The sequence below is a fragment of the Youngiibacter multivorans genome, from assembly GCF_017873395.1.
Taxonomy (GTDB): Bacteria; Bacillota; Clostridia; order Clostridiales; family Clostridiaceae; genus Youngiibacter; species Youngiibacter multivorans.
Window position 1 is genome coordinate 21,989 of sequence record NZ_JAGGKC010000020.1, and the last position, 15,261, is coordinate 37,249.

Annotated in this window: 13 protein-coding genes and 1 pseudogene; 10 read left to right on the forward strand and 4 right to left on the reverse strand. The window is 44.9% G+C overall.

What is annotated here, in order from left to right; translation table 11 throughout:
* Positions 1–6: 6 nt before the first annotated feature.
* A pseudogene (locus tag J2Z34_RS11560) lies at positions 7–338 on the reverse strand (transposase).
* A 564-nt stretch (positions 339–902) separates the two neighbouring features.
* Here J2Z34_RS11560 and J2Z34_RS11565 point away from each other — a divergent pair.
* From J2Z34_RS11565 to J2Z34_RS11585, 5 genes are all read left to right on the forward strand, one after another.
* A complete protein-coding gene (locus J2Z34_RS11565) occupies positions 903–2,060 on the forward strand; it encodes a BMP family lipoprotein (protein ID WP_209460025.1) in 1,158 nt (385 codons plus the stop codon).
* A gap of 143 nt (positions 2,061–2,203) precedes the next feature.
* On the forward strand, positions 2,204–3,730 hold the full coding sequence (locus J2Z34_RS11570) for an ABC transporter ATP-binding protein (RefSeq protein ID WP_209460074.1): 1,527 nt from the start codon (positions 2,204–2,206) through the stop codon (positions 3,728–3,730).
* Positions 3,720–4,835 (forward strand): ABC transporter permease, encoded by a 1,116-nt coding sequence (locus tag J2Z34_RS11575; RefSeq protein ID WP_209460026.1) that lies wholly within the window; start codon positions 3,720–3,722, stop codon positions 4,833–4,835. The genes J2Z34_RS11570 and J2Z34_RS11575 overlap by 11 nt, the downstream gene beginning before the upstream one ends.
* Entirely contained in the window at positions 4,836–5,801 is a 966-nt protein-coding gene (locus J2Z34_RS11580) for an ABC transporter permease (RefSeq protein WP_209460027.1), read from the forward strand.
* A gap of 223 nt (positions 5,802–6,024) precedes the next feature.
* Entirely contained in the window at positions 6,025–7,407 is a 1,383-nt protein-coding gene (locus J2Z34_RS11585) for an ATP-binding protein (protein WP_245250681.1), read from the forward strand.
* 50 nt (positions 7,408–7,457) lie between these two features.
* Here J2Z34_RS11585 and J2Z34_RS17885 read toward each other — a convergent pair whose 3' ends face one another.
* The gene (locus tag J2Z34_RS17885) at positions 7,458–8,306 is read right to left on the reverse strand and encodes a DMT family transporter (protein WP_209460028.1); all 849 of its coding nucleotides are present in this window, start codon (positions 8,304–8,306) and stop codon (positions 7,458–7,460) included.
* A 217-nt stretch (positions 8,307–8,523) separates the two neighbouring features.
* On the opposite strand from J2Z34_RS17885, the gene J2Z34_RS11595 reads away from it, so the two are divergent.
* The 4 genes from J2Z34_RS11595 (at position 8,524) to J2Z34_RS11610 (ending at position 13,139) form a co-directional block, all read left to right on the forward strand.
* Positions 8,524–9,456: an ABC transporter ATP-binding protein gene (locus J2Z34_RS11595; RefSeq protein ID WP_209460029.1), complete on the forward strand. Its 933-nt coding sequence runs from the start codon at positions 8,524–8,526 to the stop codon at positions 9,454–9,456.
* Between the two features lie 11 nt (positions 9,457–9,467).
* Positions 9,468–10,604, forward strand: a complete 1,137-nt coding sequence (locus J2Z34_RS11600) for an ABC transporter permease (RefSeq protein ID WP_209460030.1) — start codon at positions 9,468–9,470, stop codon at positions 10,602–10,604.
* The gene (locus J2Z34_RS11605) at positions 10,591–11,760 is read left to right on the forward strand and encodes an ABC transporter permease (protein WP_209460031.1); all 1,170 of its coding nucleotides are present in this window, start codon (positions 10,591–10,593) and stop codon (positions 11,758–11,760) included. Before J2Z34_RS11600 ends, J2Z34_RS11605 begins: the two co-directional genes overlap by 14 nt.
* 164 nt (positions 11,761–11,924) lie before the next feature.
* Complete coding sequence (locus J2Z34_RS11610; protein WP_245250684.1) at positions 11,925–13,139, forward strand: MFS transporter; 1,215 nt, start codon at positions 11,925–11,927, stop codon at positions 13,137–13,139.
* A 37-nt stretch (positions 13,140–13,176) separates the two neighbouring features.
* On the opposite strand, the gene J2Z34_RS11615 is transcribed toward J2Z34_RS11610, so the two are convergent.
* On the reverse strand, positions 13,177–14,091 hold the full coding sequence (locus J2Z34_RS11615; protein WP_209460032.1) for a ketopantoate reductase family protein: 915 nt from the start codon (positions 14,089–14,091) through the stop codon (positions 13,177–13,179).
* 153 nt (positions 14,092–14,244) lie between these two features.
* Between J2Z34_RS11615 and J2Z34_RS11620 the strand changes: the two genes are divergently transcribed.
* Positions 14,245–14,583 carry a cytoplasmic protein gene (locus J2Z34_RS11620; RefSeq protein ID WP_209460033.1) on the forward strand — a complete coding sequence of 113 codons (339 nt, stop codon included), beginning with the start codon at positions 14,245–14,247 and terminating at the stop codon, positions 14,581–14,583.
* Positions 14,584–14,634: 51 nt separating this feature from the next.
* Here J2Z34_RS11620 and J2Z34_RS11625 read toward each other — a convergent pair whose 3' ends face one another.
* The gene (locus tag J2Z34_RS11625; protein WP_209460034.1) at positions 14,635–15,201 is read right to left on the reverse strand and encodes a hypothetical protein; all 567 of its coding nucleotides are present in this window, start codon (positions 15,199–15,201) and stop codon (positions 14,635–14,637) included.
* Between the last annotated feature and the right edge of the window lie 60 nt (positions 15,202–15,261).

The following is a 15,261-nucleotide window of genomic DNA, read 5'->3' on the forward strand; positions in this document are numbered from 1 at the left end:
ACTGTCTCATTTCTTTTTCCGACTCTGTATGTACCTGCGGATTTGCTCCTTGGTGTTTTCACTGACTGTGGCAACAAAGCAGCTGGGATTCCACTTTAAGTGCTTTGACGACATTTGGGATATAGTACTGAGGTTTGAAATAATCTTCAGATGCACATAATCATTATGTGTTTCCTCCTCCAGAATATTCATACCATTGACATCTGGAATCAGATTTAACAAATCCTTCATATTTTTATCCACCTGCCAAATAGGGATATCATGTCAGCACTTTACACAAGGACCATATGATACAGAATCGTATAGATATATCCACGCACATAATGTATTTCAGACATAATGAAGGTCCGGTTCCTTTACATTTGAATAGTGCAAAGCTACAACACAAGGTGCTTTGTGATGATTATTACTTGATATATGCTAATGTTATAAGTATTTTTTAGTTCTTGACTTCACTTGCAAACTCACGACTGAAGTCACAAGTATGCTCAACTTACTCATCAAGATAGAGTCAACTTCATTTTCTGTATTTTCAAATTCCAAAACTCAGACTGTTCCAATCTTCTCATCTCATCCGACTTCTTTTCTCGTGCTTGCACGCATTTTGACATCTATGGTGCATCACTCGAGATGTTTCATTCCATATTTTCAGAATATCACCTAAAATTGTGCTATGAGATCAATTTCCCATAAAACGGTTCCATAAATTGCACTATTGGAAACCTTTGGTTCTGTACGTTCAAAACATGCAAATTGCATTAAATTGTTTGATATTCAAAGTATATATTTTTTGATTTCTTTTATACATGCATGTAAACGATAAATGTTGTGATTTTGTGAATAAATCCTTATAATGAAGACAACGACAGAAAGTCGAACGAAGTAAACGGAGGGTTTTTCATATGAAAAAAATGCTGGCTATTGTCATGTCCATCCTGCTTGTAGGTATGGTCGCCGCTGGTTGCGGATCTAAGTCACCGACTACCCCAACTACGCCGAGCGGATTTGAAATTGCGCTTATCACCGACAAAGGAAACATCGATGACAAGTCATTCAACCAGGGAGCATGGGAAGGCGTCGTAAAGTTCGCTGAAGGCGCAAAAATCACACACAAGTACTACAAGCCTGAGGAAGCATCAGATTCCGGATATCTTGCAGCCATAGACCTTGCAGTCACCGGAGGAGCAAAGGTAATAGTAACTCCTGGATTCCTGTTCGAGGTACCTATGTATGACGCGCAGACAAAATATCCTAACGTCAAGTTCATACTTCTTGATGGAGCACCTCATACAGCTGACTACAAGACATTCGAGACAAAGTCAAACGTAGCAAGCGTATTCTATGCTGAAGAAGAATCAGGATACCTTGCAGGCTATGCAGCAGTAATGGACGGCATGACCAAGCTTGGTTTCATGGGCGGAATGGCAGTTCCTGCAGTTCAGGCATTCGGATACGGATTCCTTCAGGGTGCTGAGAATGCAGCCAAGGAGCTCGGACTCGCAGATGGATCAGTAAAGGTAACCTACCACTACACAGGTAACTTTGAAGAGAACGATACAAACAAGGCAACAGCAAAGACCATGTACCAGGAAGGTGCTGAAGTCATATTCGCTGCAGGCGGAGCAGTTGGTAAGTCAGTAATGTCTGCAGCTACTGAAGCAAATGCAAAGGTAATAGGAGTTGACGTTGACCAGAGATACGACAGCCCTACTGTAATCACTTCAGCAATGAAGGGACTCGGGGCATCAGTCATAAGCGTTCTTGAGTCGATATACAAGACCAACAGCTGGACCACCTATGCAGGAAAGTCAACATACTTCAACGCAACCAATAATGGCGTAGGACTTCCTACAGCAGTAATTGGCGATACAAAGGCAAATGCATTCGACAGATTCAAGAAATTCGACAAGGCAGCATACGACAAGGCATATGAGTCCCTTTCAAAGGGAACTGTAGACCCGATCCGTGAGCTCAAGGTAGAAGCAAAGACAGGTTATGCGACTGCAACAGAACTTAAGGACGGATTCAAGCTTGTTAAGGTTTCTGTAACTACCAGGTAAAAAATCAAGTCAGCTCGCATATTGGCCTGCGCCTTATGCAAGTCAGGAAAGCAAATGGGGGAAGGCGCGAGTTTTCCCCTATTTTTGTCTAAAATAACAGGGAGGAAGAAGAGGTTATCGTGGAAAACAACTATATTATCGAGATGCGCAACATAACCAAAGTGTTTCCAGGCATCATCGCAAATGATGATGTCACCCTTAACTTGAAAAAGGGCGAAGTCCATGCTCTTCTCGGTGAGAACGGAGCAGGAAAATCCACGCTCATGAGTGTCCTCTTCGGACTGTACCAGGCTGAAAAGGGCGAGATAAGGAAAAATGGACAGGTAGTCAAAATAAACAACCCGAACGATGCCAATAACCTTGGTATAGGAATGGTCCACCAGCACTTCAAGCTCGTCGAGATCTTCACAGTCCTTGAGAACATCATACTTGGTGTGGAGCCCATTAGAATGGGGTTTCTTGAAGAGAGCGAAGCAAGGGAGAAGGTGGTCAAGCTAAGCGAACAGTATGGACTGAAGGTAGACCCTGATGCCGTAATAGAGAAGATCAGTGTCGGTATGCAGCAGAGGGTGGAAATACTCAAGATGCTATACAGGGACAACGAGATACTGATATTCGACGAACCTACTGCTGTGCTCACTCCACAGGAAATCAAGGAGCTCCTTGAGATAATGCGAGGCTTCGCAAAGGAAGGCAAGTCAATACTCTTCATAACCCACAAGCTCAATGAGATCAAGGAAGTTGCCGACAGATGCACAGTGCTTAGAAAAGGCAAGTACATCGGTACGGTCGATGTCAAATCCACCTCCAAGGAAGAGCTGTCCAGGATGATGGTAGGCAGGGACATTGATTTTAGTATAGATAAGAAACCAAGCGAACCAGGAGATGTAGTTCTTTCTGTAAAGGGTGTTACAGTACCCTCCAAGACACACAAGAACAATGCGGTCAAGAACGTATCTTTCGATGTTAAGAGGGGCGAGATTGTCTGCCTTGCAGGAATCGACGGAAACGGCCAGACTGAATTTGTTTCAGCACTTACAGGTCTTGAAAAATCCACCGGTGGTACGATCACCCTTGGTGGCAAGGACCTCACAAAGGCATCAATCAGGCACCGTTCAGAATCAGGAATGAGCCACATACCTGAAGACAGGCACAAACACGGACTTGTACTCGACTACAGCCTCGAGGAGAACCTGATACTCCAGAGGTACTGGCAGCCTGAGTTCCAGAAGAGTGGATTCCTGCGATTTGATGCCATGAGAAAGTATGCTGAAAAGCTGATCAGCCAGTATGACGTGAGAAGCGGCCAGGGACCAGTTACACCTGCCAGGAGCATGTCAGGCGGAAATCAGCAGAAAGCCATCATCGCCAGGGAAATAGACAAGAAGCATGAGCTGCTTGTTGCAGTCCAGCCGACAAGAGGCCTTGATGTAGGAGCTATAGAATACATTCATAAGCAGCTGGTTTCAACAAGGGACGCTGGAAAGGGTGTACTGCTGATATCTCTTGAGCTTGATGAGGTAATGAATGTAAGCGACAGGATCCTTGTCATGTACGAGGGCGAAATCGTGGGAGAACTCGATCCGAAGAATACAACTGTCGAAGAACTCGGACTGTACATGTCTGGAGCAAAGAGGAATACGGCAAAGGAGAACAGCCATGGAGAATAAGAAGACTTTTGACATCATGAAAATAACCAAGAGCAAGGGATTCTCATCCTTCACCTCCGCACTGCTTGCTATATTCCTGGGACTTGTATTTGGATTCATAGTAATGCTGGCTGCTGATGCAGGAAATGCAATAGCTGGATTCACAAACGTAATGGCCGGAGGCTTCAAGCGTCTGGGCGACGTCTTCTACTTCGCGACCCCTATAATGATGACCGGTCTTGCTGTGGGCTTCGCCTTCAAGATGGGACTCTTCAACATCGGAGCTTCAGGACAGTACACCATGGGTATGTTCTTCGCTCTCTATGTGGGATTCATGGTAAAGCTTCCTGGCAGCCTTCACTGGATAGCAGCTATCCTTGCAGGAATGATAGGCGGCATGCTTTGGGGTATAATCCCCGGAGTATTCAAAGCGATACTTAATGTCAACGAGGTAATAACTTCGATCATGTTCAACTACATCGGAATGTACCTAATTGACATGCTCATACAGAGCAACGGCACAATGTATGTATCTGCTAAGACAAGGACAAACTATCTGCCGTCAACAGTTCAGCTTCCCTCACTTGGGATAAGCGGTTCAAATGTCAACATTTCGATTATCATTGCCATAATAATCGGTGTACTGCTATATATCCTGCTTCAGAAGACCACCTTCGGATATGAGCTTAAGGCTACAGGATTCAACAAGTTCGCGGCAGACTATGCCGGAATGAACGGTAAGAAGAATATAATCCTCACCATGGCAATAGCAGGAGCCCTTGCAGGACTGGGCGGTGCCTTTGCAATACTTGCGCCATCAGGTATCACAGGCAGCAGCATGACCTATGAGCCTATCAATATAATCGCTTCTGCAGGCTTCAACGGAATCGCTGTAGCGCTCCTCGGAAACTCACACCCGCTCGGTATAATCTTCTCCGCCCTCTTCATATCGCATATCCAGAGAGGCGGAACGCTTGCAAGCCTCCAGGGCTACAAGCCGGAGATCATTGACGTAGTTATCGCCGTAATAATATACTTCTCAGCTTTTGCGATGGTAATGAACGCAGCAGTCGGCAGGTTCTTTAAGAAGCGGATGCACAGGAATGAAGCAAAGGAGGCGAAGTAAGTGGATACTCTATACTATCTTATACAAAATATGCTTCCTGTAGGAATTCCACTGCTTCTTGTAGCGCTTGGAGGAATGTACAGTGAAAGAAGCGGCGTAATCAACATAGCCCTCGAAGGAATAATGCTGTTCGGAGCCTTCTTCGGTGCCCTGTTCGTATTCTCAGTTCAGAAGAGCGGAATGAGTCCGCAGACCATACTCCTGCTTGGCATGGTAGTAGCTGCGATCTCAGGGTTGATATATTCCCTGCTGCTCTCGTTCGCGGCAGTAAGCATGAAGGCTAACCAGACAATCACAGGAACATCACTCAACATGCTCATACCTGCAGCAATACTTCTGTTTGCCAAGATGTTCTTCAACAGCGACGGAATCACAACAGACATGAACTTCTATATACAGAAGGTCCCTGTCCTAGGTGATATTCCTGTAATAGGACAGCTTTTCTTCCAGAAGACCTACATGACAATATATATAGGATTCGTACTCATGGCCATTGTAACGGTGATCTTCTACAAGACAAGGTTCGGCCTGAGGCTCAGGGCCTGCGGGGAACATCCCCAGGCTGCTGACTCTGTAGGAATAAACGTATACTTCATGAGATATGCTGGAGTCAGCATATCGGGAATCCTTGCAGGAATAGGTGGCTTCTTCTACTCGGTCGGGGTAATGGACGGCAATGTCAACGGACATACCGGAGTCGCCGGATTCGGATTCCTAGCTCTGGCGGTAATGATATTCGGGCAGTGGAGACCTGGAAGGATACTCTTTGCAGCGATGTTCTTCGCATTCCTGAGGACCCTTGCATACTCAGTAGCCCTGATACCGTTCCTTAACAACCTGGGTATCAACCAGACCTACTACAAGATGCTTCCATACGTAGCCACTATGGTTGTCCTCGCCTTCACCTCAAAGAAATCAAGGGCTCCGAAGGCTGAAGGAATACCATACGACAAATCGCTTAGATAATAAACTGAATAATAACAATGGAAGAAGAGCAGCCAATCCAAAAAAGATTGGCTGTTCTTCTTCCATATCAGTATGTCATTGATCAGGTCATTACCCAGGTCATATTCAGATATTCACGAAATTATACTCCCGAAATAGCAAGAACATGATTTACAAGATCGTATTCTTGTAAATCATGTTCTTGTATGGTATAACGTAGATAATGAACAGATTGGAGGCGACTATGATGGACTTTGTGGGAAGAGTTAAAGAACTTGCTGGTCTTGAAAAACAGTATGAAAGCGCAAAATTTGAGTTCAGCGTAATTTATGGAAGGCGAAGAGTCGGCAAAACATGGCTGATACAGAAATTCATTCAAGATAGATCAGCTATTTACTATATGGGAATTGAAGCTGGTGCATCAAGCAACCTACAGTCTTTGTCACGAGAAATCCACAGATTCACTGGCAGCGAAGGAATGGCTCCTTGGCAGACTTATGAAGATTTGTTCCACTATCTTGCAATGATATCAAAAGATCGGAGAATCGTCTTTGTAATTGACGAGTATCCATACCTTGCAGCTTCAGCACCAGAAATTTCCTCGCTGATACAGAAATTCTGCGACCATGAATGGCGAGATTCAAGATTGCATCTAATATTATGCGGCTCGTCGATGAGTTTCATGGAGCATCAGGTGCTTGGAGCCAAGAGCCCGCTGTACGGCAGAAGTACTGCTCAGTACCGCCTTATGCCATTCACATTCTTTGAGACCTTAGATTATCTTGCTCCGATGAGTAAGGAAGATTCAGCAATAATTCACTGCGCAACAGGTGGAATTGCAGAGTACCTAAGTCATGTGGATAAATCAAAATCGCTTGAGGCCAACTTGATTTCATTGTTCTTCGAAAGCAGCGGAAGACTTTATGAGGAACCTTCAAATATTCTGAAGCAGGAACTTAGAGAGCCCCGAGTTTACAATGACATATTGGATGCCATGGCAAAAGGTTCTAGCAAAAGCAATGAAATAGCCACAAAGGTCAATATGCAGTCAGGTGCAATAAACCGTTACTTCGAATCTCTTGCAGACCTTGGTATAATCAGAAAAGAAAAGCCAATTGGCAATGAATCAGGCAGAAAGACGATATACAGGATTCAGGATGGATGCTTCAGATTCTGGTACCGCTTTGTGATGCCGAACCAAAGCGCCATAATGTCAGGACTTGGAGTTCAAGTTTTTGAGAAAGTAGTAAAGCCAGTCATACCAGAATTTATGGGTCAGGGCTTTGAAGACATATTCTTCGACCACTTCGACAAATGGAACCATGATGGTCTGTTTCCGGATCTTGTGACAAAACGAGGAAGATGGTGGGGAAACAATCTACTCGAACACCGGGAAGAGGAAATTGATCTGGTAGGAGTAGGAATTCAAATGAAATTCTTTGGCGAAGCGAAATGGAGAAATGAAAAAGCTGGCATCGAAGTCTTCCAGTCACTGGAGAAAAAGAGCCGCCTAATCGAATCTGCAAAAAGGTACTATATTATATTCAGCAAGTCAGGATTTACCGAATCCATTGTTGATTTTTCGAAAGACAGGGACGACATCCTTCTTTTTACATTCCTTGACTAAATTAAGTCCGCAGGATAACCCCTGCGGACTTAAAAACGCTCAATTATTACTTAGCTCACAGCGTTCGCTGACCTGACTGATATAATGTTTCTCCATACCACAGCTGATAGAACCACTAGCCCTCCAGCAAGAGAAAACAGTGTCGGCACTTCACCATCGAATATGAATACCCAGAAGGGATTGAGAAGAGGTTCAATTACAGTGATAAGAATGGCTTCAAGCGCCTTGAGGTGCCTTATTGCCAGGGCGTAAAGTATGTATGATACGCCGAGCTGGATGGTTCCCAGAAGAACTATCCCGATAAGGCTCTTAAGGTCCGGCAGTCCTCCCAATATGAAAGGTATCGATATAAGGAATGTTGCAAAGTTCCCCAGAAGCATCGTCTCGACAGGTGACCCGTCCTTCTGGAACCTGAGGGCTATGGTAACGCATGCAAGGAAGAAGCCGGATAGTATCGCCACTATGTTTCCTGCTGTATTACCCTTCCCGGCTGAATCAGTAAAGAACAGGACCATTCCACCAAGCACGATTATTATGGATACTATATCGAACCATCTTACCTTCTCCTTCAGAAGCCATACTGACAGCCCTGCTACGAATGCAGGTGCAGTGTACTGCAGAAGGATGGCATTGGCTGATGTGGTCATTTTATTGGCTATGACAAACATGATGACTGTGCAGGCATATGCAGCAGCTCCAGCCAGCTGTGGCTTTGACAAAGTTATCTTCGGTTTCTTCAGATAGAAGAGTATGAGAAAGCCTGCAATCAGGCTTCTTGAGCCGGCTATTGCAACAGGATTCCAATCCACAAGCTTTATAAGTATTCCTCCGGTACTCCACAGCACTGCTGCTGCCAGTAGCTGAAGAATCGCTTTCTTTCTTTCGTTAATTTGAATCACCCCTTTTTAGGATACTTGATTATTATACAACCATCGTCTTTTATTGTCAGTACAGTGAAAGCAGATAATATCAGTATCTACGGATAATCATAGTTAACTTGTTAACGAATATTTAACATCGTAAGTGACTTTAAAACGTCTCTGACACTATGATTTCCATATGTATGTATTACAATATAATTGACCTTAGACCTGAATCATCAGAGGGGGATTTTTTATGGTAATTGACGCTAAAAATCTTGTAAAACGTTATGGGACACTTACTGCACTGGACCATCTGGACATTGGGGTGCATGAAGGAGAGGTATTCGGACTCCTTGGCCCGAATGGGTCAGGAAAGACAACTGCGATAAACTGTATCCTGTCCCTTCTCGAGTATGATGAAGGAACGATCGAAGTGTTCGGAATGCCCATGACACCCGAGAACTACGCGGCAAAGAGGGATATCGGCATTGTAATGCAGAACGTCGCCGTATTCCAGGAACTTACAGTATATGAGAACATTGACTATTTCTGCGGACTTTATGTGACCGATAAGGCACTCAGGAAAAAGCTGGTGGATGAGGCCATCGCCTTCACAGGGCTGGAGGATTTTCGCAAGTTCCGTCCAAAGAAGCTGTCGGGCGGACTTCTGAGGAGACTTAACATCGCCTGCGGTATAGCCCACAAGCCAAAGCTCATCATCCTCGATGAGCCTACTGTGGCGGTTGATCCGCAGAGCAGGAACAAAATCCTTGAAGGAATAACCGAGCTCAACAGGAACGGAGCAACTGTAGTATATACCTCCCACTATATGGAGGAAGTTGAGCAGATTTGCACAAGGATAATGATAATAGACAAGGGAAAGGCAATAGCCACAGGAACCAAGGATGAGCTTAAGGAAATGGTCTCCATAGGTGAAAAGGTTATTGTTGATACAGCTGAACCTGGTGAGCGTGTCATGAATGAATTCAGAAGCATTGATGGAGCATCCTCTGTCTCTTACTCAGACGGCGCACTTACAGTAATCTCTGAAAAGGGCATGAGCAGTATCGAGGAAGTCCTGGAAATCCTTAAGAGGACAGGCGCCCCGTATTCGAGGATAAGAACAGAGCTGCCAACTCTAAACGACGTATTCCTCGAAATCACCGGCAAGGAGCTTAGAGACTAAGGAGGGTTCTGATGTTTATCCATATTTACACAACCAGACTGAAATGCCTCCTGAGGGATAAGGAGATGATATTCTGGTCCCTCTTGTTTCCCATGGTTCTCGCACTTTTATTCAACATTGCATTTTCAAACCTGAATGAGCATGAGACCTTTGAGCCAGTCAAGATTGCTGTGGTAAAGGATTCTGCCTATGAGGCCGATATGGCCTTTAGGGATGCTCTGCGAAGTGTCTCCACAGGTGATGAAAGGCTGTTCGAGCTTAAGGAAGTGACTCTCCCTGAAGCTGAAGCGCTGCTTCTGTCAAATGGTATCAGCGGCTACATACTCGCAGGTGAAATACCGAAGCTGGTCGCATCAGATACTGGTCTTGGGGCTTCCATGGCTAAGATATTCCTGGACAGCTACGGACAAACTGCATCATCGGTTACAACAATTCTCGCCAAGGATCCATCTTCGCTGTCAAGGCTTATGGCAAGCCTTGAAAAGAGGGCTGAGTATACCGAGGAGGTATCTCCTGAAGGCGGAAAGCCTGACAATATCCTTAATTACTTCTATTCACTCATAGCAATGGCATGCATGTATGGAGCTTTCTTCGGCAACCGGGAAATTATGGATATCCAGGCCAACCTTTCACCACTAGCTGCAAGGGTATCTGTATCTCCAGTACATAAGCTTAAATCGTTCATATCGAGCATCCTTGCATCCATAACTCTCAGCAGCATAGAAATACTGCTGCTCCTGCTTTTCCTTTCAAAGGTCATAGGAGTTGAATTCGGTGACGATACTGCTCTGGTCATACTGACAGCACTCGCCGGTTCATTCACAGGAGTTACTTTTGGTGCATTCATAAGCTCCCTGGTCAAGAAGGATGAGGGGGTAAAAATAGGAGTCATAATAACTGTGTCCATGGTCGGCTCATTCCTGGCAGGAATGATGTATGAGGATATGAAATATATTGTGCAGCAAAATGTCCCCATACTTTCGTACCTTAACCCGGTAAGCCTTCTTACAGATGCATTCTACAGCCTTTACTACTACAGCACATACTCAAGATACGCACTGAACATGGGAATACTCGCCATATTTGCGGCAGTATTCTGCATCGGAACATATTTAGTGGTGAGGAGGCGTAAGTATGCAAGTATTTAAGCTCTGCCTCAAGATCATAAAGAAAAACCTTCCCCTGATGATCATGTATGTTGTCATCTTCCTTGCAGTTTCAATGATGATTGCATCGGCAAACACCCAGAGGGATGATAAAATTTCAGTTTTCACCAAAACGAAAACTAACATGGCATTGATTTCCGAAGAGGATACTCCACTTACAAGAGGCTTGAAGGAAGAGCTATCAAAGGTCGCAACCTTCGTTGAGCTTGAAGGCTCCGAGGATTCCGTCAAGGACGCCCTGTTCTTCAGGAAGATCTACTATGTGCTGCGTATTCCAGAGGGCTTTACCGCTGATTTCATGTCTGGAATGGATCCGAAGCTTCAAACTACTGTGGTACCAGGTACGATACCGGCAGTTTACCTTGACATGGCTGTTAACAATTATCTTAATACATCTAGACTCTATGTAGCTTCTCTTCAGGATGCTGATGTTGAGGATATGGCAGCTGATGTGGCCAGGGACCTTTCCGTAACAGCTGAGGCTTCAATATCAATACCGGAAGGATCGGCAACTGAAGGTAACTTTTCAGTCTTCTTCTTCAACTATCTTGCATACTCACTTCTCTCTGTGCTGATACTTGGGATCAGCTCAGTAATGATTGTACTCAAGGATAAGGACATTCAGAAGCGCAACCTTTCATCACCACTACGCAGGGATTCAATGACAGCACAGATGTTCGCCGCTATGGCCATCTTTACAGTTGCTACATGGATAATAATGGTAGCTGCATGCTTCCTGATGAATTTGAAGAATAACCTGAACATCAATTTCCTGCTCTTTATGCTGAATTCGTTCGTATTCGCACTGACAAGCACAGGAGTAAGCTTCCTCATAGCAAACCTGATATCCGGAAGGAATGCGATATCTGCAGTAAACAACATTGTAACCATGGGATCCTGCTTCCTAGGCGGAGTTTTCGTACCGCAGGCCTTCCTTGGTCCCACAGTACTCCAGTTTGCGAGGCTTCTACCCACCTACTGGTACGTCAGGGCTAATACTATCATTGGCACATTATCGAAATTTGAACTGAGGTACACCAGTGAGATCTATATCTCCATGGCTGTCGTTGCTGCATTCGGCATAGCAGCGTTTGTAGCTTCGATACTTCTTGGAAGAAGAAAGGGCCTTGCAGCATAGACATATTCAGTACGACCATACAATAGCATCAAAGCTATGGTATGGTCTTTTTCAATTACATCAGTCAACAAATTATGTCAAAACAATAACAATTCTTAAGATAATGCGGAATGTGTCGTATAATTGACGTATTGGTTTCACTTCTGGGATTGGAGATTCAAATTATGAATATGATGCAAACAGAACATGATAGAAATTACAGAAAGAGATTTCGAAACGCAAATATTGCGCTTTTTCTTGGCGCATTCAATACATTCGCCATTATGAACAGCACTCAGCCCATACTTCCGAACCTTGCATCGGAATTCAGCCTGCTGCCGGCTTCAGCCAGTTTGTCACAGTCGGTTACCACTCTGACCCTTGCCTTCTGTCTTCTAATTGCAGGGTCCATATCGGAGGTCTATGGCAGAAAGGTGATCATGTCAATTTCAGCGGTGACATCATCGATACTGGCAATTCTCTCAGGCTTTTCCTCTACCTTCGAATTGCTTCTCATTATCAGAGTTCTTCAGGGCATCGCACTGGCGGGACTTCCTGCAATTGCCATGGCCTACATAAGCGAGGAATTTGACAGAAAGGACATCCCCTTCGCCATGGGACTGTACATCAGCGGAAACACAATAGGCGGAATGTCGGGAAGACTCATCATCGGTCTCATTGCCAACATATTCACCTGGAGGTCGGCTCTCATATTCATCGGAGTCATAGGTCTTATTAACAGCATCGGATTCGTTCTTCTCCTCCCTGAATCACGGCATTTTATTGCCAAGAAGATGGATGTCAGGAGCCTCGCGGGATCACTTATTGACCATATCTCAAATCCAAGGCTTCTTCTCATCTATGGAATGTCCTTCCTCATGATGGGAAGCTTCGTCTCAATATACAACTACATAGGCTTCGAGCTTATCGCTCCTCCATACCTTCTGGACAGAAGGCTTGTGAGCTTTGTATTCCTTATTTACCTTACAGGCACCTTCAGCTCAACCTTCCTCAGCAGCCTTTCGGCAAGACACAGAAGGTCGCACATCATAATACCGTCCATGCTCATCATGATAGCCGGTATTGCAATGACGCTATTCGGAATCCTCTTCGCTACGATTCTGGGCGTTGCACTCTTTACCTTCGGCTACTTCGGGTGCCATCCAATAAACAGCGCATGGGTCGCAGGCATAGCAAAATCAAGCAAAGCCCAGGCAAGCTCTTTGTACCTGTTCTTCTACTACGCAGGAGCAAGTGTTGGTGGAACCGTATCAGGCATCTTCTACCAGAGCTTCGGATGGACCGGCATAGTAATTGCCGTTTCCTCATTTGTCCTCCTCTCGCTTGTATTTCTTATTGTTCTCACGACTAAATACAATGAAGTCGAATCCTTAGCCTGAAAAATGGACTGCAGCTTTTTGCCGCAGTCCATTTGCATCAATAATCCTTTTCCATTTCAGTTATCCTGTCGAATATCTCCTGGTTTACCGGAGTGTCTATTCCATGCTTTCTTCCGAGCTCAAGTACAGTACCTGCAAAGAGCTCAAGCTCACTCATCCTTCTTGCCTCAACATCCTGTCTCATGGATGGCTTTCCATCAGGACTGAGAGTCTTCAGAATGCCCATCCAGTATTCAAGGTCCGCCTCAGTCAGGTTAACTCCTTCCTTTTCAGAAAGAGCAATGACCTCTCTCATGGCAGACTTCATCATCTCTCTGGAAGGTCCCTCCTTATGTATCTCTCCATAGGTTCCGCCATAAAGGGATACCACCTGGTTGACACCGACATTCAGCATGAATTTGCTCCACATCTTCCTGTACATGTCATTTTCAATCTCGCACTTTACCCCATGGCTGTTCAGGAACTTCTGAAGCGACAGAACCCTCTCAGTTGGCTCATCCATCTTCTTCTCGCCAATTACCAGCATCCCCATGTTCTTGTAGATAAGAGCGTTGCCTTCCTTTACCGCATCCATACCCTGGGCTACGCAATATACTACCTTATCATGCCCGAAGGCCTCTCCGAGTACCTCCTCGCTCTTTATTCCATTGAGCGTTGAGATTATTATTGTATTTTCGCCTATCTGATGCCTCATTGACTTTATCGCATCTGCAAGTCCGTTGTACTTGACCGCAAATATCACAAGGTCTGCAGGGCTGCCTTCGTCTTCAGCCTGGAATTCGAAGCTGCACTTCTCCCCATTGCTGTAGATGCCCTGTTCTTCATACTTTTTTATCCTGTCCCTGTCTGCAACTACCTTGAAGCTTCCTTTCTCCATGGTCTTCTGGAGCTGGTTCCCGAACATTACGCCAAGCGCTCCAAGCCCGACAAGCGACACCTTTTTTATTTCCATGTCAGCCCTCCTGTATATATCTAAGAGAATATTAGAAATATTCTACCACGCACGGTTAGCTCATGGCAATATATCCTTCAAACGTTTACAGCTTAAGTTCACGATGATACTCTGAATATATAAGCGAAAAAATACAAAATGGAGGTAACAAAAGTGGAGAAGGTTGCAATATTCGCATTCAGGGGAGATCCAACATGTTTCGTGCATGTTCTGCTGAATTCTATCGACATGAAGGAAAAAGGGATAGATGTGAAGGTTATCCTTGAAGGAGAGGCGGTAAAGCTTATTAAAGAAATGCAGGAGACTGACAACAGGCTTTTCAGTAAGGCATTCGAGATGGGACTTTTCGACAGCGTATGCAAGGGATGCTCCGCTAAATTCGGAGTACTAGAGTACAACCTTGGTTCCGGAATACCTGTAAATGGAGATATGACAGGACATCCGCCAATGGAGCCCTATATCAGGCAGGGCTACAGCATAATAACTCTTTAAGCTAAAACCCGGAATCAGAGTGATTCCGGGTTTTCAAAGCCTTAAATAAGATCAGAGAAAAGCCTCAACAAATCCCGAGGCTGCAAGGACAATGAGAGCTGCAATCAGCGTATTTGTCTCGTCCTTTGTGAATGTGAGGTCAATGAGCTTCTTCTCCACTATCCAGTCCTTTGGCGGGAACTTCTCAGAGACCTTTATGCTAAGTCCAATGGACCCGGCGCAGAACATTGCATAGGACAAATATTCAAGAAATCCTGTCTTAAGGAATCCGGCTGCATAGCTGCCAATCCCCTGGAAGAATTCAGGACCTCCGTTCATTCCTCCGAACCATCCGCCTGTTGCTGCCTGAAGCAGAAATATGGCAAGTCCTGGTGTAAATCCCCCTGCCCTCATTATTATGTTTCCACCGACTATGAACAGCACAACCGTGCCGCTGTCTGCGATGATCCTTATAGGATCCTTTGCAGCTTCAACTGCATCAGCAGCAGGAACACCCGGCCATGAATCCCCGTGTGTCAGATAAGAGATAAGGAACATGACTGCGTATATGGCAATGAACCAGGCGAAAAGCGGGATAACCCTTTCCATAGGCTTCTTCTCATAAAGTTTCTTTAGCATTTCTTCAACTCCTGATGCTTGGATTATGGCATAATTCCCTATTCCAGTATATCATTTATA